The sequence below is a fragment of the Hymenobacter telluris genome (assembly GCF_017313265.1).
Taxonomy (GTDB): domain Bacteria; phylum Bacteroidota; class Bacteroidia; order Cytophagales; family Hymenobacteraceae; genus Hymenobacter; species Hymenobacter telluris.
The window spans coordinates 65725-89204 of record NZ_JAFLQZ010000017.1 but is presented as its reverse complement, the minus strand read 5'-3'; the positions used below and the strand labels follow the sequence as shown (position 1 = coordinate 89204).

Below are 23480 nucleotides of genomic sequence, written 5' to 3'. Positions count from 1 at the left end.
CTCTTTTCAGTGCCGCCGTTAAAGACTATATAACCGACTTAAAAGAAGATCGGAGAATTCAATGTTGTAAAATTGCCGGCTGCCGAGCTTCTGCTATTTGTGGTTCAAACAAACAGCAGTAAAATCTGGAGTTGCCCATCGCAAGCTTCTGCATTCGAACCCGATTGGAATGGTAAGTTTGTTGTACAAAAGGAAAGCCTCCCGCATTCAATTAGCGGGAGGCTTTCTGATTTTATGGGGTATTTGGTTGGTAAGTTTCTTCGAGAAATTAACAACCGATACGTAACCTGATTTTAACGCTACCGTTAAATACTATATAACCGGCTTGAAAGAAGTTGGTAAGCACATTTGAAGTAAAATTGCCGACAGTAGAGCTTCTGGTTAGTTGTGGTTAACTCAACCAACTAGTAAAATCGTACTTGTTCATCGCAAGCTTCTTCAAGTAGTTCTGCCAGCTAAAAGTTAGCCGCTTATAAATAGAAAGCCTCCCGCACAGTATTATGCGGGAGGCTTTCTCTATTTACGGCCAGCTTGATTAGGCGGCTGGCTCTTCCGGTTTCGGTGCGTTTTCCGATTTGGTATTTTCCGGCTTCATCTGCGGGAAGAACAGCACGTCCTGAATAGAGTTGGAGTTGGTCATAATCATGCTCAGCCGGTCGATGCCGATGCCCAGGCCGGCGGTTGGCGGCATGCCGTACTCCAAAGCCCGCAGGAAGTCTTCGTCGAGCACCATAGCTTCGGTGTCGCCGCGCTTGCCTAGCTCCAACTGCTCCTCGAAACGGGCGCGCTGGTCAATGGGGTCGTTTAGCTCCGAGAAGGCATTGCAGATTTCTTTGCCGTTGCAGATAGCCTCGAACCGTTCTACCAGGCCCGGCTTGCTGCGGTGCTTTTTCGCCAGCGGCGACATTTCCACTGGGTAGTCGGTGATGAACGTCGGCTGAATCAGCTTGGGCTCCACATGCTCCCCAAATATTTCGTCGATGATTTTGGCTTTGCCCATGCTGGGGTCGAGGCCTACTTTCAGTTCCTTGGCTGCTGCGCGCAGTTCGTCTTCGCTCTTGCCATCGATGTTGAAGCCCGTGAAGTGCTCAATAGACTCAGCCATGGTGTAGCGTTTCCAGGGGCGTTGGAAGTTGATGAGGTTTTCGCCTACCTGCACTTCGGTTTGGCCGTGCAGGGCCAGCGCCACGCGCTCCACCATTTCCTCTACCAGGTCCATCATCCAGTAGTAGTCTTTGTAGGCTACGTACAGCTCCATCTGCGTGAATTCCGGGTTGTGGAAGCGCGACATGCCCTCGTTGCGGAAGTCCTTGCTGAACTCGTACACCCCATCGAAACCGCCCACAATCAGGCGCTTCAGGTACAGCTCGTTGGCAATGCGCAGGTACAGCGTCATGTCCAGCGTATTGTGGTGCGTTTTGAAAGGCCGAGCGGCGGCACCACCGTATAAAGGCTGTAGAATTGGCGTCTCCACCTCCAAGTAGCCCTTGTCGTTGAGGTAGTTGCGCATGGCCTGCACCAACTGAGTCCGTTTGATGAAGGCTTCGCGCACGTGCGGATTTACCACCAAGTCCACATACCGTTGGCGGTAGCGCTGCTCGGGGTCGGAGAAGGCATCGTAGGTTACTTTTTCGCCGGTAGCTTCGTCGGTGCGCTCTTTCACTACGGGCAGGGGGCGTAGGCTTTTGCTGAGCACCGTGAGGCCCGTAACGTGAATGGACGTTTCGCCCACCATCGTTTTGAACACGTGGCCTTTCACGCCCACAAAGTCGCCGAGGTCCAGCAGCTTCTTGAACACCGTGTTGTATAGCTCCTTGTCTTCACCGGGGCAGATTTCGTCGCGGTTGATGTAGAGCTGAATCCGACCCGACGCATCCTGCAACTCCGCAAACGAGGCCTTGCCCTTCACCCGAATCGACATCAGGCGGCCCGCTAGGCTCACGTCCTGAAAGTTGTTCAGCTCGGGGTGGTAGTTATCGTGGATTTCCTGGGCGTAGAAATTCACGTCGAACAGCTCGGATGGATACGGTTCAATACCGAGCTTCTGGAGCTCCTCGAGCTTGCCACGACGAATAATTTCCTGTTCGCTAAGATGATGCATGGGGCAGGGCGTAAAAAGAGGGCCCGCGCGGGGCCAGAATGGTCAGGCCGCAAAAATAGCGCGGCCTGCGCGCCTAACCTAACAGGTACTTGCACCCACCGGTTTTACTGAACGCAAAAAGCGCCACCCCAAGGGGATGGCGCTTACGTGTATATGGAGTAAGATTTGCTAAAAAGGGGAGGCGCTTAAGCCGCAATACCCATCTGCGGGGCAGGAGTCTCGCCGGTGATGGTGGGCTGCACGCGCGTACGCAGGCGCTCTTCTACAAAGCCGTGGTGCAAGTGCTTCGGCAACTCATCAACAAGCTGCTGATACCGCTCCAGGCCAATGGCCTTGGCCACGTAGGTTTCGTGAATGCCGTTGAGGTAGCTTACAATATTGAGCAGCGACTGGTGAAACAGCTTGAAGTCAATTTCGGCTTCAATGAAACGCTCAATCTCGCGGCTGGTCTGCGAAATGCGCAACCGGCCCAGCAAGTCGAAAATGGTGGTATAGCCCAGGCGCCAGGTAATCTGCTGCCAGTGAGCGGCCGTCCATTTATCCAGCACCTTACCGGTTTTCTGGCTGCGGATGGCCGTATTTGGGTTGGCCTGAATCTGCTGGCGGGTAGCAGTGGCCTTCAACTTGCGCGTAGTGCGCAGGAACTGACCAATCTGGGCCTGGGCATCAATCTCCTTGCTGGCAATGTTGAGCCCGGCCTTATAGCCCGCCAGCGGCAGCCGATGAATGCTAAAGTCGCCGTAGGCACCAGCCGCATAGAACGACACGGGCCGCGGATATGCATTGCGCACAACCAACCGCCCTACCTCACGCCGCACCAACGATGGGTTGTTGCCACGTACGCCGGCCGTGTACAGGAACGCCTGCAAGCCAGCCATAATGGTGTGGTAAGCCTGCGGAAAGGTCCAGTGCAGCGCATTGCGCAGATAGTCTTCGTCGCCGAGCTCAGCCGTGGAGCGCAACGCATACTCCGTGCTCCAGCAGGAGTGCAGCAGCTTGGTCACGGCCGTTAAGTCAGCTTCAACCAGCTCGGCCTGGTGGGCCCGGAAAAAAGGCAGATGCTGCAAGCCGCCAGTAGCGTCGTCGGCCTCTTGAATGTGGTAGTTGATGGCGAAGAAATAGTTGAGGAACACCTGCGCCGGAATAGACTTGCGCCAGGTCTCGTCAGCTAGCTTCTGCTGCTCGTCCGTCACGAGCGGGATGATAGGAGTTTCCATGTCTGTCGTCATGCTAGTTCAACATGAAGGTAATAGTATTAGTTCTTATTTGCTAAAAATATTGGGCAAATATATGATAAGTATTAGTGTTGTAAATCAATGGTTTATGATGAAAATGTGGATTTTCATCAATTTATTTTTAGAGTCTATTTGCTAACGATACGGAGGGTGTTTGTTTACTACTTGATTGAGCATAAAAAAAGCCCCGGCAGCAGTAACTACCGAGGCTTTTTTGTGGCAAGAACTTAGGTGCCTGCTACTGAATTTGGAATTACATCTGGTCTTTCACTACTGACACAGCTTCACGAAGCGTGATGTCCTTGTTCAGGTTTTTGGTGAAGCGCGAAGCCCGGTTGATTTCCACTGTGTCGCTGCCTAAGGCGCGCAAATCAGTTGAAAGAGGAGCAATGGCCAAAGGCTGAGCGGCTTTCTGAGCGGCCTCATACTTATCCGACTCCACTTTGTTGGTTTGCTGCTCAGCACGGTACGCCGTCAACTTCAACGATACTTTGGTGTCGTCTTTGCGCTTGCGCATCCGCTGAGCCAACTCATTCACCAAGCGGAAGCTTGGGCTAGCAGCTACACGAGCCTGGCTGGCCGTACGCAGCTTGTCGGTAGCGGGAGCCTGCGCCCACGGACGGTAGCGGGCCGGGGTAATTTCGTCCCACTTCAGTGGGTAATCCGATTCTTTTTCGCCTTGGTCGAGGTAGCTGTATGCATCCGGCAGAATGATGTCCGGTACAACTCCTTTGAACTGGGTGGAGCCGCCGTTGATGCGGTAAAACTTCTGCGTAGTCAGCTTCAAAGAGCCAAACGGCTTGATGCTGTTGAATTCAGCCGGTAGGGCATCATCCAAGTCGAAAATGCGCTGTACGGTGCCTTTGCCATAGGTGCTGGCGGCGCCCATAATCACGCCGCGCTTGTAATCCTGAATAGCTGCAGCCAGAATTTCAGAAGCAGAAGCGCTGTACTTGTTCACCAGCACCACGAGCGGGCCGCTGTACTGTACGCGGGGGTCACGGTCGTTGAGAACGGTAGGAGCACCTTGTGGGCCTTTCACTTGCACAACCGGGCCGCTGTCGATGAACAGGCCAGCCATTTCCACGGCATCCTGCAACGAGCCACCGCCGTTGAAGCGCAAGTCAAGCACCACACCTTGCACGTTTTCCTGCTTCAGTTTCTCCAGTTCTTTCTTCACATCGTCGGCCGAGCTGCGGCCGCCGTTGTCGTTGAAGTCGGCATAGAAGGTGGGCAGTTTGATGTAGCCAATCTTTTTGCCTGCTTCATTGATGGTGGCCGACTGCGCGTAGGTTTCTTTGATAATCACTACGTCGCGAATAATCGAAACGATTTTGGTGCTGTTATCGGGCTTTTTAACCGTGAGGCGTACCTCAGAGCCTTTCTTGCCTTTAATCATTGACACAGCTTTGTCAAGGCGCATACCTTCCACCGATACAGGCTCATCGGCACCTTGCGCTACACGCAGGATAATGTCGCCAGCTTTCAGTTCGCCCTGGCGATACGAAGCACTACCAGGAATGATGTCAGTAATCTTAATCTGGCCGTCTTTCTCTTGCAGCGAAGCACCGATGCCCTCGAAGCGGCCAGTCATGGCTACATCGAAACTTTCTTTATCGCGCGGAGCGAAATACTCCGTGTGGGGGTCGTAGGTGTTGGCAATGACGTTGGCGTACATAGCCAGCCGGTCATTGGCATCATTTTGCAACAAGTCGTTGAACTGGTCGTCGAAGTACTTCAGCACCCGTTTACGCGCTTCGGCTTCCATTTCGGCCGGCGTACGGGTGGGCTCGGAAGTGGTAGCAGTAGAAGGTGTTACAGAAGTGGCAGCCAGCGGCTTATCCTTCTTCTTGGCCTGAGTGTCCATCATTTCCGAAATCCGCACCATGGTCTGGTACTTCAGAAACTTGCGCCATTCTTCGCGCTGAGCAGCTTTGTCGGCAGCGAAATTGGCTTTATCAGGCTCGGTTTCAAAGGTCTCTTCGGTAGTAAAGTCGAACGGCTTGGCCAAGATGTCGCGGTACAGAGCCTGCACGTCTTTCACGCGCTGGTCGATGAGCATATTGGTCTGGTCCATGAACTCATGGGTGCCGCGCTTCACTTCCTCATCAATATCGTTTTGGTACTTGCTGCGTAGCTGCGCAACATCAGAAGCCAGCAAAAACTTCTTGTTGGAATCAACGCGCTTCAGGTATAAGTCAAATACCCGCTTCGAGAAGGTATCATCGAGTTTTTCGGGTTGATAATGAGCCGTGGTCAGGCCGGAAAGCATGGCCTGGATAAGCACAGCGTCTTTCTGCGGTGGCCGTGAGTCGCCACGGCGGTAGAGCTTGTAGGAAGCCAGCACGAAAACTGCCAGCACCACCGCGGCATATAAGCCAATCTTGATTCGGGGGAAAGACATGAAGAATCGAGTGAAATGAAGGAAAATCAAATGTAAGCGAATGCCGTTCTCTGCTTTACGACATAGTCGCCACCCTAGTTCAAGAGGAAAACGCCGAATCCTGCCGAATAAGTGCCCAACATGCGGGGCTATTCCAGAAAACAACGCTAAACCACAAGACGCAACTATCAGGCAAGCGGCTGCTTGAAAGTATAGCCAAAAGCGCGCCAAACAGCAGAATAGCCTCTTTGGCAGAAGCAGTAATTTAGCTATTCTAGAGCTACAAAAAAAGGCCCCTCCTAGTATAAGGAGGGGCCTTTTCACAGAATGCTTATTGTCAGATTAGTAGCGACGTACTTTGTCGCCGTTGTTGCGGCGGAACTCGTCTTCGAAGTAACGAGCATCTTCGTCGTTGCGTGGGTTTACGCCCATCACAATACCACCATTCTGGATATCAGATTCGTACTCTTTGGCGTGCTCTTCTGGAATACCCGAGCCTACTAGGGCACCTACCAGGCCACCCGTCAGACCACCGGCACCAGCGCCAGCCAAGGCAGCTGCAATAGGACCCGCAATGATCAGACCCAGGCCGGGCAACGCTACCGAAGTACCAATGGCAGCAATGGCACCAATCACGGCACCAGCAGTACCACCAATGGCCGAACCTACGCCAGCACCTTCCATGGCCTTATCGCCAAGCTCAGTGTCAGCCGTATTGTCGCCGAAGTGGGTTTTGCGGGTGTCATCCGACATCAACAGGTTCACATCGTCCTTGGTATAGCCGCGCGACGACAGCGACTGATAAGCACGCTCGGCGCTGTCACGGTCACGGAACATGCCGGTCATCATACCGCCTTTGTTAGACGAGCCATACGTCGTATCGTTGCCGGTTACTGCGCGGGCGGCGTCGCCTGCGGCGTTTTGCACGGCATCAACTCCAGCACCTACAGTGGCACCAACACCACCGGCTACGGCAGCACCTTTTTGGGTTGCACTATAGTCATGGTGTGCAGCGTCGCTGTCAGCCGCGCGGAGGCTTGAATCGCCAGTGCTGGAGTTACCCAGGTTACCACCCGAAGTGGAATTGCTATTGGAGCTTGCGCCGCTACCGAAACCAGTACCTGCATTGCCGGTACCATAGTTAGAGCCTGAACCAGTACCAGTATTTGTCGGGTTATTCGAATCGTTGGTGTTCATAAGACTGAGAGAGATTAAATGAAAAGAGGGAAAGGAAGAAGCAAGTTCGGAGAGTAGGGCACCCGAACTCGCTTTGTAGATACCTAAACGCGGCCCCCCTATAGAGGTTACACATAAAATTAGGGCTTCCTCGAAACCTCTGTTCATCTAACTCATCTGTAGTCTGCCTTATCCGAAACGCTCGAAATTCGTTTCATCCTGCCAGAAAGCGCGGCATTCGCGGCGCAGATTCTTCAGGAAGTCTTCCTGTTGCTTGAGGGTGCGCCATTCGCCCATACCTAGTCGCTCGCACAGCTTATAGAAGTTGTCCCCTTGGCCTTTGGAGCCCTCTACTTTCACCAGGCTGCTGATAATGGGCCGACCGGCTTGGTACTCTTGTTCCGAAATTTCGGCTAATAGTTCGTTCAAACGGGCCTTCTCGTGTGAGATGTCGAGGTTGAGCCCCAGTTCAGCTTCTTGTACAAGGTTCAAGTAGCTGATGGTGCCTACCTGATGGCGGGCAAAGCGAATTAAATGGCTGCGAATTCGGCCGTACATGGGCAGTGAGAATGGGAGTTGGGTGTGAAAAGTACAAAAAAAGCCCGCTGTTTCGGCAAAGTGCCAAAACAACGGGCGGCGGATACCCAAAACCGTGCCGATTGGCAAAACCAACTCTAACGGCCCTGGCGGCGTCTTATTTCTTTTTGGATCAGCAAAAATTCGCGGCTGCTCTGGCCAGCAATGGCGGTGTTCTCATCGGCGCGGCGGAGCAGGTACGGCATAACTGCGTCTACGGGGCCGTAGGGTACATATTTGGCGGTATTGTAGCCGGCATGCGCCAGGTTATAGCTGAGGTTGTCGCTCATGCCATAGAGCTGCGCAAACCAAATGCGCGGGTCGCCGGGCTGCACGTCAAATTCTTGCATCACCTCGGTCAGGAGCTTGGAGCTGGCTTCGTTGTGAGTGCCTGCGCAAATGCTGATCCGGTCGATGTGTTGCACGCAATACCGCAACGACTCATTGTATAGGTCGTCGGTGGCCTGCTTACTGGGGTTGATGGGGTTTTGGTAGCCACGCTGGCCAGCCACCCGAGCTTCTTTTTCCATGTAGGCTCCGCGCACCAGTTTGCCGCCTAAGTAGTAGCCGCCTTGCTTGGCATCATCGTGCGCAGCTTTAATAGCATCCAGCCGGTCGTGGCGGTAGAGCTGATAGGTATTCCAGACGATGGCCGATTCGCGGTTGTACTTGCGCATCATCTCGTAAGCCAGATTGTCGATGGTTTGCTGAAACCAGCTTTCCTCGGCATCCACAAACACCCGTACGCCATACTGGTGGGCGCGCTGGCAAATGGCATCCATGCGGGCATGCGCCCGGTCGTAGCTGGCCTGCTCGGCTGGGGTAAGGGGCTTGCCGGCCTGCACTTTCTCCAGCAAACCGCTGTCGGCCAGCCCCGTCACTTTGAACACCGAAAATGGAATGTGGGTGGACCGATGCGCCAGGTCAATTGTGGCCAATATTTCGTCGCGGGTATGGTCGAAGCTTTTATCGTTGCCTTCGCCTTCCACCGAGTAGTCGAGGATGGTGCCGATACCGTAGCGGCCTAGCTCGGCAATGACGGGAATGCACTCCTTAATGGTTTCGCCGCCGCAAAACTGATTGAAGATGGAATGCTTAATCAAAAATTTGCTGCCCGGTATGCCCCACTTCAACGCGGTTTTCATTAAGCCGCCACCGGTTTTCACCAGCGTATTGTTGTTCATGGAAGCAAACAGCGCGTACATTTTGCGCAACTCCGCGTCCGACTTCGAGGCGAAGGCTACGGCGGTGTCATCAAATGAAACGGGTGGAGCTTGGGTTATGGGCATAGGGCGTAGCTTTGGCGGAGGAAACTGAGAAACAAAGGTAGCCTTTAAACAAGATTCCAACGGATCAGGTTATGCGCTTTGCCTTCCTCGGTTGAACATCGTTTCTTCTGCTTTCATTCACTGCCTGGGTGGCTTCGGCCGTTCGGTTTTTTGCCTCCCCTATGCCTGCTTCTGCCACTCCCGAAAATTTCTTTTCCAGCCGTTTAGTTGCCAAAGGCAGCCCGTTGCTGATTGCCGGGCCATGCTCGGCCGAAACTGAAGAACAGGTCCTGGCTACCGCGCACGGGCTGAAGGCGTTGGGCCGGGTGGATTTATTTCGGGCGGGCATCTGGAAGCCCCGGACCAAGCCAGGCGGTTTCGAGGGAATGGGCTCGGTGGCCTTGCCGTGGTTGCAGCGTGTGAAAGTGGAAACCGGCATCCCAACCACCGTGGAGGTAGCCACGCCGCGCCACGTAGAAGAAGCATTGGCGCATGGTATTGATGTGCTTTGGATTGGTGCGCGCACCACCGTCAACCCGTTTGCCATTCAGGAGCTGGCCGATGCGCTGGCCGGTACCGGGGTGCCAGTGATGGTGAAAAACCCCGTGAACCCCGACGTGGCCTTGTGGGCCGGGGCACTGGAACGGCTGGAACGCGCCGGCATCACCGATTTGGCGGCTATCCACCGCGGGTTCAGCACGTTTGCGCCCTCACGCTACCGCAATGCGCCCACCTGGATATTGCCCATCGAACTGAAAAGCCGCTTTCCGCAGCTGCCGCTTATCTGTGACCCTAGCCACATTGGCGGCCGCCGCGACTTGCTGCTGCCCATTGCCCAGAAAGCCCTCGACCTTGACTACGACGGCCTAATGATTGAAACTCACCCCGACCCTGATAAGGCCCTCAGCGACGCGGCGCAGCAAGTAACACCCGCCCGTTTAGGGGAAATCATCAGCGAGCTGCATTTCCGCTACCGCTCTTCCAACAACGCCGAGTATCTGAACAAGGCCGAAGAGCTGCGCAATAAGATGGACGAAGCCGACCGGGAAATAATGGAAGGCCTAGCTCGCCGGATGGCGCTGGTAGGAGAGCTGGCCGAGTATAAAAAGGAAAACGACGTTAAAATCCTGCAAATGGACCGTTGGAACGAGATTTTCGAGTCGCGGCAAGCGTGGGCGCGTAAGCTGCAAGTGAACGAGAAGTTTATTGCCGAGCTCTACAAGCTGATTCATATTGAGAGCATCCGGCGACAAACCGAAATCATGCAACGCCCTGATTAGTAGGCAGGAAAAAGCCCTCGTTTAGTCTAAGAGAAGTACTTAGCTGTACGCTTCTCCTAAACTGAACGAGGGCTTTCCCTAAATGAGGCCATCGAGGCTACTTTGGCGGCTGATTCAGGGTGGTAAGCTCGGTTTCGGAAGGCAAGCGCACATAGCTGTGCCGGATAGCTTTGCCTCGCGTTTCCTCCAAATACAGGATATTACCCGTTACAGAGTAATATTGGGTGCCTTCGTAGCCCCGGTACTGGATAATGTGGCGACCCGGCCGCCGGAAGCCGCCGCGCTTATGCCGTACCGTAAAGGCCGCGGCACTCAGCAAGTTACCGTCCTGGTAGAAGCGTGCCCGGCCTCGCCGGTCGAACACTACCACTAGCTGATGACCAGTGGAAGCCGGAGTTAATACAGAATTGGTGCTGCCAGATGTCTGCTGCCATTCCCAGCGGCCTACTAATTGCTGCTCCATGGTGGGCACTGAGTCGCGGTTGCAGGCACTGGTAAACAAGCTAGCAGCCAGAAGGGCGGGAAATGCGTAGCGGCAGGGTAAGGATAACATCAATAAATAGTGCGTAAAGGCTGTTATAACTGCATGATTGATTCCGAGCCCGGATAGTTGCATCAAAGCAAGCTATTTTTACACCGAAACGGGAAGCTTCTCTATTAAATTTTCTTTAAACCAGTTTGCATTGAACAATATCTTGTCGATTGGAGCAAATGCCTTGCCAGAATTAGCGGAAATGCTTCGCCAGCCAGCCGTAAGCGAAGTTTTTGTGCTTGCTGATGAAAACACAGGTCGTTTGTGTTATCCGCTGTTGCAGCCACACTTGCCGGCTAACCACACGGTGCTGGAAATTCCGGCTGGTGAAGACGCCAAAACGCTAGCGACCTGCGAGGTAGTGTGGGACAAACTAACGGAGCGGCAAGCCGACCGGTTTGCCGTGCTAGTGAACCTGGGCGGCGGAGTGGTTACCGATTTAGGTGGTTTCTGTGCTGCGCTCTACAAGCGTGGTATCCGGTTTATGCAGGTGCCTACCACGCTGCTAGCGCAGGTAGATGCCAGTGTAGGTGGCAAAACTGGCGTTGATTTTCAAGGCTTTAAAAACCATTTGGGCGTGTTTCAGGAACCTGCTGGCGTGTTCATCGACCCGCAATTCCTGGCCACTCTCGACCCGCGCCAACTGAAATCGGGCTACGCCGAAGTGGTAAAGCACGGCCTAATTGCCGACGCAGCCGCTTTTCAGGAGCAGCGCGTGAACAGCGTGTTCATCGACGACTGGACGGATACCATTCGCCATTCGGTGGCGCTAAAGCAGGAAATTGTAGCGCAAGACCCGCTGGAGGCTGGTCCGCGCAAGCTGCTCAACTTCGGGCATACGGTAGGGCATGCGCTGGAAAGCTTCTTGCTGGCACAGCCCGGCCGCGAGATTCTGCACGGTGAGGCAGTAGCGGCAGGCATGGTCTGTGAAGCCTGGCTGAGTGTGCAGCACGGCCTGCTGAGTGAAACCGAACTCGACCAAATTGAAACCTTCCTGTTTTCGGTGTACGAGAAGGTGCAGTTTGTGTCTCTGGAAACGCAAGCTATTGCCGAATACGCCCGTCAGGACAAGAAAAACGCGGGTTCCGTTATCAATTGTACCTTGCTGAAAGGCATTGGGTACGGGGTGTACAACCAACCAGTAACGGTAGCAGAAATAGCCGACTCGTTGCGTTACTACCACCGTTTGTAGCGCGGCATATGGCCGCCACAGCTTTCCTTTGCATATCAATTCATTACTGAGGCCTCGCTTCAGAGTTTACCTTCACTGCCATCAACTCGTCCATCCAACTCACCTGGCCCGGTAGCCCATTGCGGGGTACGGCCCAGCTTCCCGCCTCGAAAAGCGAAAGTAACCGCGCCCTCATCCTGCAAGCACTGGCCGGCGGCGGGCAACTCGACAACCTTTCCGATGCCAATGATACGCAACTGATGCAGCGCCTGCTGGCCGATCCGGCAGCTACGGAAGTTGATGCCGAAGATGCGGGCACCGTCATGCGTTTTCTAACGGCTTACCTGGCTGTTACCAACCGCAACGCGCTGCTCACGGGTACCGCACGGGCGCAGGAGCGGCCAATTGGGATTCTGGTAGATGCCCTGCGGGAGTTGGGGGCCGACATTGGCTATGAGAAGGAAGAAGGCTACCCGCCGTTGCGCTTGCGGGGCTGGCAGGCTGCGGAGCCACAAAATGAAAACGCAACTCAGGAAGATGAGCCGATTGAGCTGAAAGTGCGCGGCGACATCAGCAGCCAGTACATTTCGGCGCTGCTGATGATTGGGCCTATGCTGCCCGGTGGCCTGCGCCTCTGGCTGACTGGCAAGGTGGGTTCGCGCCCGTATATCCGCATGACAATGGCGCTGATGCAGCATTTCGGTGGTAACTGCCGCGACTTAGGTACAGCTCTTGAGGCGCGCCCCGGCCACTACCAGCCCGCCGATTATACCATCGAATCCGACTGGTCGGCGGCGAGCTACTGGTACGCAATGGTGGCGCTGGCTCCGGCTGGTTCGCACCTCACGCTGCCGGGGTTGCGGCGCTACTCCTGGCAAGGCGACCAGGCCATCGTCGACATCATGGCCAAACTGGGAGTTGACACCGAATTTCTTGCCGATGGTGTCCGCCTCACCCAAACCGCGCCCACCGGTGGTTTCACCCAGGATTTCACCGACTGCCCCGACCTAGCCCAAACCGTTGCCGTAGTGGCGGCCGCCCTGAACGTGCCGGTAGTAATGACCGGCTTGGAAAGCCTGCGCATCAAGGAAACCGACCGGATTTTTGCGCTGCAAACCGAACTAGCCAACTTCGGCGCCTTCCTGACCGAGGAAGCAGAAGGCCATTTCCGGGTTTCGACGGAAGAATTTCATGTAGGCGGCCAGACCGTAGCCACCTACCACGACCACCGCATGGCTATGGCCTTTGCGCCTTTGGCCTTGCGCGGCCCCATTACCGTTGATTCTCCGCAAGTGGTTCGCAAGTCGTACCCACAATTCTGGCTGGAGTTGGAAAAGGCGGGGTTTAGCGTGGTATAAGGCTGGGTTTGTGCGGGAGTCTTTAGCCCGCAGAAGTTCGCGCAGCGGACGCAGTGTTCTTACAGTGGCAATCCTTGCAGATAGGCCGCTGAGTGTTGCAACCGGCTGCCGTACCAGCTGAACAGTTCACCATCCACAATGCGCACTTCGGCAGTTGGGCAGATGGCTTGGAATTCAGCTATGTGCTTTTCACTGAACGGGTACGGCTCGGAAGAAAGCAAGATTTGCTGTGGAGCTGCTGCTGCAAGTTGTTCGGGTGTTACCGCAGGGTAGCGGCCGAGGCTGCCGAACACGTTACGGAACCCTGCGCGCTGTAGCAAATCGTCAATGAATGTGCCAGAGGCGGCCACCATGTACGGCTTGCGCCAGATGAAATACGCCGCTGCTACACTTGCAGCGGGCGTTGGTAAGGCTCTAAAAGAAGTGTCAATTTCTTCTGCCAGTGCATCGGCGCGCTCTTTGCGCCCGGTAATAAGGCCGACCCGCCGAATCATATCCAGTGCGTCGGGGAGGGTAGCAATGTCGCTGAGCCACACCGGATAATTTTCGGCTAGCTGCTCGATGCCGGCTTGATAGTTTTCCTCTTTGTTGCCCAGTATCAGGTCGGGCTTGAGGGTGTTTATTTTCTCGAAATCGAAATTCTTCGTGCCACCTATTATGGTCGCCGTTTTGCGTGCCTCCGCCGGATGGATACAGAATTTCGTGACGCCAACCACCCGTGCACCCAGTCCTAACTCGAAGAGCAACTCGGTTTGAGAAGGCACCAACGATACAATCCGCTGCGGAGGAAATGGCACCGCCACTCGCCGGCCCATTTGGTCGGTAACAGTGAGCGGCGGAAAAATGGGAGGGAGGTCCATAGAATGAAGAATACTAACCGTAACAAACAAGGCCTTCAGCTAGCTGAAGGCCTTGTTTGTTGGAACGCTATAAAGCTTGTTTTACTTGAAGTACCGGAAGTCGTGGCCGTCTTCGATGCGCAACAGCGTTTCGTAGATGAGCTTGGTGACATTCTCTACGTCTTCTTTGTGCACGGTTTCCACGGTGGTGTGCATGTACTTGAGAGGCAGCGAAATCAGGGCTGAAGCTACGCCCGCACCCGAGTAAGCAAAAGCGTCGGTGTCGGTGCCGGTGGCGCGGGTGGCTGCGGCCCGCTGGAACGGAATTTCCGCCTCCTGCGCCGTGCTGATGATGAGGTCACGCAGGTTATTCTGCACGGCAGGGCCGTAGGTTATCACCGGGCCTTTGCCGCAGAACAAGTCGCCTGCCGTTTTTTTCTCGTACATCGGCGACTGAGTGTCGTGCGTTACGTCGGTTATGATGGCCACGTCGGGCTGGATGCGGTGGGCCACCATTTCAGCACCGCGCAAGCCAATTTCCTCCTGCACGGCATTCACAATGTAGAGGCCATAGGGCAGCTTGTTGCCGTTCTCTTTCAGCATCCGCGCCACTTCGGCAATCATGAAGCCGCCCACGCGGTTGTCCAAGGCCCGGCCCACGTAGAACTTGTCGTTGAGCACCATAAACTCGTCCTCAAACGTCACGACTGAGCCCACGTGAATGCCCATCTGCTCCACTTCTTCTTTCGAGGAAGCGCCGCAGTCCAGGAACACGGTTTCAATGGTGGGGGCCTTGTCCTGCTCCACTTTGCGTACATGAATGGCGGGCCAGCCAAACACGGCCTTCACAATGCCTTTGGCCGTGTGAATATTTACTCGTTTGCTGGGCGCTACCAGCGGGTCGGAGCCACCGTTGCGGCGCAGATACAGGAAACCCGATTCGGTGATGAAGTTGACGAAGTAGCTGATTTCGTCGGCGTGGGCTTCAATCACCACTTTGTACTTGGCCTCCGGATTGATAACGCCTACCACCGTGCCATAGGTATCCACGAAATACTCGTCGATGTAGGGCTTAATGTAGTCCAACCAAATCTTCTGACCCTCTTTCTCGAAGCCGGTAGGGGAGGGATTATTGAGGTACTTCTGTAGGAAATCGAATGATTCTGGACGCATACGCGAGAAAAAAAGTAATTAAATCGATTTGCTGGCCAACGCACGGAGTAGCAGCCCGAGTATAACGCCACCGCCACCACCTAGTAGCAAATAGCGGCTGGCTTTCTGAGGAGTCGTATCAACGTCTGGGTTGTCGCTGAGCGAGTGCCAGTCACCGGTTAGCAAGGAGCCAAGTGTAAGCAGTATCCACAACGCCGCCAGCAGCCACCGCCCTACCCGAAACCGCAGCAACAATCCTATCAACAAAGCCAAAAGGCCTAAGCTAAACAGAATGTTGCCGATGGTTTCCCAGTTCATGTAGCTTACAGCTTATAAGGGGATGTTGCCGTGCTTCTTACGTGGCGTGGTGTCCACTTTGTTTTCCAGCATTTTAAAAGCTCGGATCAGCTTCTGCCGGGTCTGGGAGGGCAAAATTACCTCATCCACAAAGCCTCGGTGAGCGGCACGGTAGGGCGTGGCAAACTTTTGCTGGTATTCATCCACCTTTTCCTGAAGCTTAGCTTCCGGATCCTCAGCAGCAGCAATTTCGCGCTTGAAGATAATTTCAGCGGCACCCTTGGCACCCATCACCGCAATTTCAGCCGTCGGCCAGGCATAGTTCAGGTCGGCCCCAATGTGCTTGCTGTTCATCACGTCGTAGGCGCCACCGTAGGCCTTGCGTGTGATGACCGTGATGCGCGCACGGTAGCTTCGCAGAAGGCGTACAACAGCTTAGCACCGTTGGTGATGATGCCGCGCCACTCCTGGTCGGTGCCGGGCAGGAAACCGGGCACGTCTTCCAGCACCAGCAGCGGAATATTAAACGAGTCGCAAAACCGTACGAACCGGGCGGCTTTGGTGCTGGCATTAATGTCGAGCACACCAGCCAGCACGGCGGGCTGATTGCCTACAATGCCAATGCTGCGGCCGCCCAGCCGGGCAAAGCCCACCACAATATTCTCGGCAAAATTCTGATGCACCTCCATGAAGGTATCGGCATCAATAATGCCTTCAATCACCTCCCGAATATCGTAAGGCTGGTTGGGGTTTTCAGGAATGATGCTGTCCAAGGCAGGGCGAGCTGCGTTGCTGGCTTCATACGGCACGGCCGGCGCAGTTTCCTCGCAGTTCTGCGGCATGTAGCTCAGCAACTGCTTGAGCTGGTTGATGCAGGCCACCTCGTTTGCCGCCGTAAAATGCGTGACGCCGCTTTTGGTGGAGTGGGTGCTGGCGCCGCCCAGTTCCTCACTGGTTACGTTTTCGTGGGTTACGGTTTTCACCACGTTCGGCCCGGTCACGAACATGTAGCTCGTGTCCTCCACCATCAGAATAAAATCGGTAATAGCCGGCGAGTACACCGCGCCGCCCGCGCACGGCCCCATAATGGCCGAAAGCTGCGGCACCACGCCTGAGGCCAGCGTATTCTTGTAGAAGATGTCGGCGTAGCCGCCCAGGCTCACCACGCCTTCCTGGATTCGGGCTCCGCCCGAGTCGTTGAGGCCGATAACAGGCGCGCCATTCTTCATGGCCAGGTCCATAATCTTCACAATTTTCTCGGCGTGCGTTTCACTTAAGGAACCACCAAATACTGTGAAATCCTGCGAGAAAACGTACACCAAGCGCCCGTTCACCGTGCCGTAGCCCGTTACCACGCCGTCGCCGAGGTAATATTCCTTATCCAGCCCAAAGTCCTTGGAGCGGTGCATCACAAACTTGCCAATTTCCTCGAACGAGCCCTCATCAAGCAGCAAATCCACCCGTTCCCGTGCCGTGAGCTTGCCTTTCTTGTGTTGGGCATCAATGCGGGCCTGGCCGCCGCCAAGCAGGGCTTCCTGGTTTTTGCGTTCAAGGGTTTCCAGTTTGCTTGAGTGAACTTTTGCCTGCGGATCGGACATGGAGTGGGGTGTCAGGTTGGGTAATTAGGTGAGAGATTCAAAGGTAACGTACGAGTAAAGAAAAGCCGCACCAGAATTGTGGGGCGGCCTACTACTCGCTCATGAAGCAACTGACTATATCCGCAGTTGCGCAAGCACCTTGAAGCTATTACTTTGTTAGAGTAACCGCATTGCGGCAACCCAGCTACCGTTGGGTGGATACCTGCTATTGGGTTGCGGCAAGCATATCAATTCAGCTGCGTTTACACCATGCGAGGTTGTGCAAATACAAATGTTACCGGTAACTGTAAACAACGACCGTTCAACAATGAAATTCATGAAACGAATATTTATAATAGTCTTAATTCTAACGACAGTTGGACTTTTGTTTCGTGAGTGGTTTTACAGAAATTTAGTAACGTATAAGTCGCTTGGACTTCGGACTAATTATTCAGCAACAAACAATAAACTTGTTGACTATATTGACGCAAGTGTTGATAAACAAGCCGACACCGATATTGAGCAAATTATCAAACTTGGACTTTCAATTACATCAGGACAACTAAACTTCACAGCAGACAAAAACGACATTGATCCAAACAAACTTATAAGTTCTAAGACAGCTCATTGCGTTGGCTATGCTTCGTTCTTTGCGACAACTTGTAACTACCTTCTAAAGAAATATAACCTTTCAGACAGATGGTCAGCAAAACCACAAGTTGGACAACTTTATTTTATTGGGACAAACATTCACAAATATTTCGATTCCTCATTTTTTAAAGACCACGATTTTGTTACAGTTGAAAATAAGGAGACAGGAGAAATATTTGCAGTTGACCCAACTGTGAATGATTATTTAGATATTGACTTTATAACATATGCCAAATAACGAGCAAATCAAACAATAGAACAGAGCAGGTAACAGGCGTTTGGCTAAATGGCGGATGAAGTGGTTAATTGAACATCCTGCCTCGGATCAACTTTTGTAGTGTATTGACAGTTTTGAACTCCGAAATCCGCCGTTGCGCCAAGCGCCAAAGCGTTAGCTAAAAACCACGATAACAAAAACGGCCGGCTCCTTCACAGGAACCGGCCGTTTTTATTCTACACTGTTTGCTTGCTACTTGGTGTCAGCGTCGTCGCTGGACTCTGGCTTTTCAGCAGGTCGCTCGTCGCTGGCGAGGTTTTGCTCCTCACCGCTCTTGCTCACCTTGAACGTTAGCTCCTCACTGCCTTCCGTGAAGTCGGCCGTAATAACGTCGCCTTGGGCAATTTCCGCTTTCAGGATTTCCTCAGCAATCGGGTCTTCGATGTACTTCTGGATGGCCCGGTTCAGCGGACGAGCACCAAACTTCGGATCGTAGCCTTTCTCAGCTACGAAGTCCTTGGCAGCTTCGGTCAGCTCTACGCGGTAACCCAACGTCTGAATCCGGCCCAACAGCTTCGACAGCGAAATGTCGATGATGCGGTGAATGTCTTTCTTCTCGAGCGAGTTGAAGACAATCACATCATCCAAGCGGTTGAGGAACTCGGGCGAGAACGTCTTGCGCAAAGCGTTGGTGATGGTGCCTTTCGTCAACTCATCCATGTTTTCCTGCCGGGCCTTCGTGCCGAAGCCGATGCCTGCCCCGAAGTCCTGCAAGTCGCGGGCCCCGATGTTGGAAGTCATGATGATGATGGTGTTGCGGAAGTCCACCTTGCGGCCAAGGCCGTCAGTCAGGATGCCGTCATCCAGCACTTGCAGCAGCAAGTTGTACACGTCGGGGTGCGCCTTCTCAATCTCGTCGAGCAGGATTACCGAGTACGGCTTGCGGCGGATTTTCTCTGTCAACTGACCGCCTTCTTCGTAACCTACGTAGCCGGGAGGTGCGCCCACCAGGCGCGAGATGCTGAATTTCTCCATGTACTCCGACATGTCAATCCGCACCAGCGAATCTTCTTTGTCGAAGAGGTAGGTAGCCAGCACCTTGGCCAGCTCGGTTTTACCGACACCCGTTGGGCCCAGGAACACAAACGAACCGATTGGCTTCTTGGGGTCTTTCAAGCCAACGCGGGTGCGCTGGATGGCTTTCACCAACTGCTTAATAGCCTTATCTTGACCAATAACCTTGCCCTGCAGCTCTTCGCCCATGTTCAAAAGCTTAGCGCTTTCGTTCTGCGCGACACGGCTAACCGGAATACCAGTCATCATGGCAATAACCTCGGCTACGTTTTCTTCTTTAACGGTGTAGCGCTTTTTCTTGGTCTCCTCTTCCCAATCCTTCTTGGCCTGGTCGAGTTGCTCCAATAGCTTCTTCTCATTGTCGCGGAGCTTGGCAGCTTCCTCGTACTTCTGAGACTTCACCACGCGGTTCTTCTCGGTCTTGATGTTCTCGATGCTTTCCTCAAGCTTCAAGATGTCCTCCGGAACCACAATGTTGTTGATGTGCACGCGGGCACCCGCTTCGTCCAAGATGTCGATGGCCTTGTCGGGCAGGAAACGGTCCGACATGTAGCGGTCCGACAGCTTCACGCACGACTCAATAGCCTTATCGGTGTACACCACGTGGTGGTGGTCCTGATACTTGTCTTTGATGTTGTGCAGGATTTCGATGGTTTCCTCAGGCGTGGTTGGGTCAACCATTACCATCTGGAAACGACGGGCCAAGGCGCCATCTTTCTCGATGTACTGCCGGTACTCATCCAGCGTGGTAGCACCGATGCATTGAATTTCACCGCGGGCCAGCGCCGGCTTGAACATGTTGGAAGCGTCCAGCGAGCCTGAAGCACCGCCGGCACCTACAATCGTGTGCAACTCGTCGATGAACAGAATCACGTCGGGCGACTTTTCCAGCTCGTTCATCACGGCCTTCATACGCTCCTCAAACTGGCCACGGTACTTGGTACCGGCTACCAGCGAAGCCAAATCCAGCGTAACTACCCGCTTGCCGAACAGCACGCGCGACACTTTCTTCTGGATGATGCGCAGGGCAAGTCCTTCAGCAATTGCCGTTTTACCAACACCCGGCTCACCAATCAGAATGGGGTTGTTCTTCTTGCGGCGGCTCAGGATCTGGGCTACACGCTCAATTTCTTTTTCACGGCCCACAATGGGGTCGAGCTTGTCGTCCTCGGCCAGCTTGGTAAGGTCGCGGCCGAAGTTGTCGAGTACGGGAGTACGGGACTTCTCAGTGCCTTTCTTGGGGGTAGCGCCAGCACCGGCACCGCCGCGGCCGGCACCACCACCAAAGAGGCGGTCATTGTCGTCGTCGTCGGCTTCGGGGCCGTTGGTAGGGTTGTTCGCCGTGTTACCGTGGTAATCCAGCGAATCGCGCACAGATTCGTAGTTCACGTTGAATTTGCTGAGGATTTGAGACGAAATGTTGTCTTCATCGCGCAAAATCGACAGCAGCAAATGCTCGGTGCCGATGATTTCGCTCTTGAAGATTTTGGCTTCGAGGTAAGTAATCTTGAGGACTTTCTCGGTCTGTTTCGTCAGCGGGATAGAGCCGGTGATGCTCGTTCCCTGCGTGGCCGTATTGCGAGTAGCTTGCTCGAGGGCGTATTTGAGCTCGTCTACCGATACACCCAATTTCTTGAGCAAACCAATAGCCGTGCCTTCCCCTTCGCGAATCATGCCCAACAATAAGTGTTCGGTACCGATATAATCGTGCCCGAGCCGGATGGCCTCCTCCCGGCTCAGGGAGATGACCTCCTTGACTCGATTTGAGAATTTAGCTTCCATGCAGATAAGGTAATGAAGAAAAACGGAACCCCGCAAGCGCAGTCAGCGCGTTTTCCGGCGGGTTGGGCCGTAGTAATCTGAAAACAGATAGTAACGGGCGAAGGTTCGGGCGGCAGGTATACTACACGAGAAAACTGCCGGCAGCCGGGCCCTGCATGAACAGCAGGTCGAGGATGCTGAGCCCCGGTGCAAAATCTTTACCAAAGGTTTGGAGGTAGGGCTGGACCGACTTCCTGTCAGGTCCGGTAGCTACCAGTGCCTTTGGTGTCAGAGTATCACGCTTATCAATAACGGAAGGTGAGGAAAGATTTTCAAGCGACGTGCTGGTAGAAGGTGGAAAATATTCGGTGGTGAACTCCACGGGAATCCGCAACCGCAGGCAGCGTAGATAGAAGCGTAGGAAAGCCAGGTTCAGGTCGAAAAGGCGCTGGTGCTTCTGTACGTAGATATCGTGCAAATAGTCGGCGTAGTACTCGAAATACGGTGTGCCGCCGTAGGCGGTTTGGATGGTGCGCCAGTGCTGATGCACCCAGTGCTGCCGGTAGTCGATTTCAGTTTCCGCCGTCTTCACTTTCTCGCTGCGGTTGCCGTCCACTACCGGCACGGTAAGCGGCTTTACGCCCTGCGCGGTCAGAATCAGGCAACGGTTGCGGTAGGTTTGCTTGCGGTAGTGCTCCTGGGTTTCCAGCAGCAGGGCATTAGCCCCAATGATTTCAGCGAAAAACGAAGTGGGAGGGTGGTACTGGGATTCAAAAAGGATACTGGGCATTAGCAGCAGGCAAAAAAAGAAAACAGCCAGTAGGCAGAAGGGCACCGGCAGCCTTATGAGGCCGCAAGGAGCAAGGCCAAACCACCTGCTTTCCGAACGTATTAGGGTAAAACGTAAGTTGAGCTAATGATATACATAAAATTATGGCTACCGTCATGAAACCACATTCTTTTGAAAGTCGCCCTACCTTTACCGGCCAAACTGACACGATGCGCGCCCTATACCTTTTATTTTTACTGCTAGTATTACCGCTAGCTGGCCCAGTGCTGGCTGCGCAGCCGCAGCTGCTGCTGGATGTGGCCCGCTTTCGCAACCTCGATACCAGCGTGAAAGGCAGTGTGGTGGAAATCTACGCCACTATACCCGGCCAGTGGCTAACCTATATGCGCCGAGCCCCCAAGATGTACCAGGCGGCGGCTATCCTGACGCTGGAAATCATTCGGCCCGATGGGCAGGCGGCCTACCAGGAGAATATCACGCTCAAGCCGCCGGTACTGAGCGACACCACGGCCGCCATCAAAAATCCGCTCAGCTTTCAGAAGCGGCTGGTGCTGCCCGATGGCAACTACAGTGTTAGAGGGCTGGTGCGCGACCAATACCGCAACAGCCAGCAGGCCTTGGTGGAAATGCCTTTGGTACTGGCCTCTGCTGATGTAAAACCAACGCTCAGTGACGTGGTGCTCTTGGCAAAACCGGCTGCCAAAGGCGCCGAAGCCAGCAACTTCAGCCGCGGCGGCTTCAGCCTCACGCGGGCCCCCGGCGGTACCTACGCCCGCGGCGCCGATAAGCTCTGGCTGTACACCGAGCTTTATAATGCTGCGCCCGAGCAGGAATTGCAAGTGCGGTACCGGCTGCGCAAAGCGGGCGGCAAAACCGATGCACTAACCCAGGCCGCTACCACGCGGGGCTTGGCGGGCCGGCCTACTCCCATTACCAGTGAGCTGGACCTGAGCAAGGTGCCCGCCGGCGACTACACGCTAACCGTGGAAGTACGCACGCCCAAGCAAGTCCTGACCACGCAAACCGCCACCGTGCACCGCATCACCACCGATTACGCCCCCGCTGGCGCAGGCCCCGCCCGATGAGTAAAACCACTTCTACATCGTACCCTTGGTATTACCATGTGCTCGGTGGACTATTGCGCGGACTGGCGCATCTGCCCCTGTCGGTGCTATACGGGCTGGCCGATTTCATTTATTTCCTGTTGGCCTACGTAGTGCGCTACCGCCAAAAAGTGATTCTCACCAACCTGCGTAATTCGTTCCCGGAGAAGCCGGCGGCGGAGATTCAGCGCCTGCAAAACCAGTTCTACCGCAACTTTGCGCAGGTGCTGGTCGAGACGTTGAAGCTGGGTGCCATATCCAACGAGGAACTGAAGCGGCGCGTCACGTTCCGCAACCCGGAGGTGCTGGAGCGGCATTTCGCGCAGGGGCGCACGGTGCTGGGGTTGTCGTCGCACGCGGGCAACTGGGAGTGGGTGCTTACCTCGGGGGCGCTGTGGTTGTCGGCGCACGTAGATGGCGTGTACAAGCCGCTGATGAACCCGTTTTTTGAGCGCTTCATGCGGCAGCTGCGCACCGGTACCGGCGCGGGCCTGATTCCCATGCGCGATACGCTACGGGATTTAGTGCAGCGGCGGGGCGAAACGCGGGTGGTAAGTCTGCTGTCTGACCAGGCCGCCGGCCCCGAAGACCGGCCCTACTGGACCACCTTCATGCACCAAGACGCCGGCTTTTATACCAGCGCCGAGCGGCTGGCTACCCGTTTCAGCTGCCCGGTGGTGTACGTGGGCATTCACCGCCTGCACCGGGGCCGCTACGAAATTGTGCTGGCCGACCTGTATGACGGTGACTCGCCCTTGCCCGCCAACAGCTTTCCTATTACCGAGGCCTTCGTGCGTCAGCTGGAGGCCGATATCCGCGCCTTCCCCGCCGACTACCTCTGGAGCCACCGCCGCTGGAAGCATAAGAGAGTAACGGAGTAGCGGAGTAATCGTTCAACCATCAGCGCGATGTGCGCCATCAGAACGATTACTCAGTTAC

Annotated in this window: 18 protein-coding genes and 1 pseudogene; 6 read left to right on the top strand and 13 right to left on the bottom strand. The window is 54.6% G+C overall.

Annotated features, from left to right (window positions below):
• Positions 1–535 precede the first annotated feature (535 nt).
• The 6 genes from lysS to J0X19_RS19920 form a co-directional block, all read right to left on the bottom strand.
• Entirely contained in the window at positions 536–2101 is a 1566-nt protein-coding gene (lysS, locus tag J0X19_RS19945; protein WP_206986189.1) for a lysine--tRNA ligase, read from the bottom strand.
• A 185-nt stretch (positions 2102–2286) separates the two neighbouring features.
• Positions 2287–3318 (bottom strand): hypothetical protein, encoded by a 1032-nt coding sequence (locus tag J0X19_RS19940; RefSeq protein ID WP_206986188.1) that lies wholly within the window; start codon positions 3316–3318, stop codon positions 2287–2289.
• 271 nt (positions 3319–3589) lie between these two features.
• On the bottom strand, positions 3590–5740 hold the full coding sequence (locus J0X19_RS19935) for a carboxy terminal-processing peptidase (protein ID WP_206986187.1): 2151 nt from the start codon (positions 5738–5740) through the stop codon (positions 3590–3592).
• Positions 5741–6061: 321 nt separating this feature from the next.
• Positions 6062–6916 (bottom strand): hypothetical protein, encoded by an 855-nt coding sequence (locus tag J0X19_RS25250; protein ID WP_394369125.1) that lies wholly within the window; start codon positions 6914–6916, stop codon positions 6062–6064.
• A 168-nt stretch (positions 6917–7084) separates the two neighbouring features.
• The gene (locus J0X19_RS19925) at positions 7085–7387 is read right to left on the bottom strand and encodes a hypothetical protein (protein ID WP_317194797.1); all 303 of its coding nucleotides are present in this window, start codon (positions 7385–7387) and stop codon (positions 7085–7087) included.
• A 182-nt stretch (positions 7388–7569) separates the two neighbouring features.
• Positions 7570–8760 carry a proline dehydrogenase family protein gene (locus tag J0X19_RS19920; protein WP_206986185.1) on the bottom strand — a complete coding sequence of 397 codons (1191 nt, stop codon included), beginning with the start codon at positions 8758–8760 and terminating at the stop codon, positions 7570–7572.
• A 161-nt stretch (positions 8761–8921) separates the two neighbouring features.
• On the opposite strand from J0X19_RS19920, the gene J0X19_RS19915 reads away from it, so the two are divergent.
• Entirely contained in the window at positions 8922–10019 is a 1098-nt protein-coding gene (locus J0X19_RS19915; RefSeq protein ID WP_206986184.1) for a chorismate mutase, read from the top strand.
• A 97-nt stretch (positions 10020–10116) separates the two neighbouring features.
• Here J0X19_RS19915 and J0X19_RS19910 read toward each other — a convergent pair whose 3' ends face one another.
• On the bottom strand, positions 10117–10572 hold the full coding sequence (locus J0X19_RS19910; protein WP_206986183.1) for a hypothetical protein: 456 nt from the start codon (positions 10570–10572) through the stop codon (positions 10117–10119).
• Positions 10573–10702: 130 nt separating this feature from the next.
• Here J0X19_RS19910 and aroB point away from each other — a divergent pair, with 130 nt between their 5' ends.
• The gene (gene aroB, locus J0X19_RS19905) at positions 10703–11743 is read left to right on the top strand and encodes a 3-dehydroquinate synthase (RefSeq protein ID WP_206986182.1); all 1041 of its coding nucleotides are present in this window, start codon (positions 10703–10705) and stop codon (positions 11741–11743) included.
• A gap of 119 nt (positions 11744–11862) precedes the next feature.
• Positions 11863–13080 carry a 3-phosphoshikimate 1-carboxyvinyltransferase gene (locus tag J0X19_RS19900; RefSeq protein WP_206986181.1) on the top strand — a complete coding sequence of 406 codons (1218 nt, stop codon included), beginning with the start codon at positions 11863–11865 and terminating at the stop codon, positions 13078–13080.
• Positions 13081–13139: 59 nt separating this feature from the next.
• On the opposite strand, the gene J0X19_RS19895 is transcribed toward J0X19_RS19900, so the two are convergent.
• The 4 genes and pseudogenes from J0X19_RS19895 to J0X19_RS19880 form a co-directional block, all read right to left on the bottom strand.
• Entirely contained in the window at positions 13140–13940 is an 801-nt protein-coding gene (locus tag J0X19_RS19895; RefSeq protein WP_242583055.1) for an ABC transporter substrate-binding protein, read from the bottom strand.
• Positions 13941–14021: 81 nt separating this feature from the next.
• Positions 14022–15092 (bottom strand): M42 family metallopeptidase, encoded by a 1071-nt coding sequence (locus J0X19_RS19890; protein WP_206986180.1) that lies wholly within the window; start codon positions 15090–15092, stop codon positions 14022–14024.
• Between the two features lie 18 nt (positions 15093–15110).
• A complete protein-coding gene (locus J0X19_RS19885) occupies positions 15111–15389 on the bottom strand; it encodes a hypothetical protein (RefSeq protein ID WP_206986179.1) in 279 nt (92 codons plus the stop codon).
• A 12-nt stretch (positions 15390–15401) separates the two neighbouring features.
• A pseudogene (locus J0X19_RS19880) lies at positions 15402–16966 on the bottom strand (acyl-CoA carboxylase subunit beta).
• A 316-nt stretch (positions 16967–17282) separates the two neighbouring features.
• Here J0X19_RS19880 and J0X19_RS19875 point away from each other — a divergent pair.
• The gene (locus J0X19_RS19875; protein ID WP_206986178.1) at positions 17283–17834 is read left to right on the top strand and encodes a hypothetical protein; all 552 of its coding nucleotides are present in this window, start codon (positions 17283–17285) and stop codon (positions 17832–17834) included.
• Positions 17835–18065: 231 nt separating this feature from the next.
• Here the strand turns inward: J0X19_RS19875 and J0X19_RS19870 are convergent, their stop codons facing one another.
• Together J0X19_RS19870 and J0X19_RS19865 are read right to left on the bottom strand one after the other, a co-directional pair.
• Positions 18066–20669: an ATP-dependent Clp protease ATP-binding subunit gene (locus J0X19_RS19870; RefSeq protein WP_206986177.1), complete on the bottom strand. Its 2604-nt coding sequence runs from the start codon at positions 20667–20669 to the stop codon at positions 18066–18068.
• A 121-nt stretch (positions 20670–20790) separates the two neighbouring features.
• Positions 20791–21438 (bottom strand): WbqC family protein, encoded by a 648-nt coding sequence (locus J0X19_RS19865; protein ID WP_206986176.1) that lies wholly within the window; start codon positions 21436–21438, stop codon positions 20791–20793.
• A 263-nt stretch (positions 21439–21701) separates the two neighbouring features.
• Between J0X19_RS19865 and J0X19_RS19860 the strand changes: the two genes are divergently transcribed.
• Positions 21702–22523 carry a hypothetical protein gene (locus J0X19_RS19860; protein WP_206986175.1) on the top strand — a complete coding sequence of 274 codons (822 nt, stop codon included), beginning with the start codon at positions 21702–21704 and terminating at the stop codon, positions 22521–22523.
• Positions 22520–23422 carry a lysophospholipid acyltransferase family protein gene (locus J0X19_RS19855; protein ID WP_206986174.1) on the top strand — a complete coding sequence of 301 codons (903 nt, stop codon included), beginning with the start codon at positions 22520–22522 and terminating at the stop codon, positions 23420–23422. Before J0X19_RS19860 ends, J0X19_RS19855 begins: the two co-directional genes overlap by 4 nt.
• Positions 23423–23480: the final 58 nt, after the last annotated feature.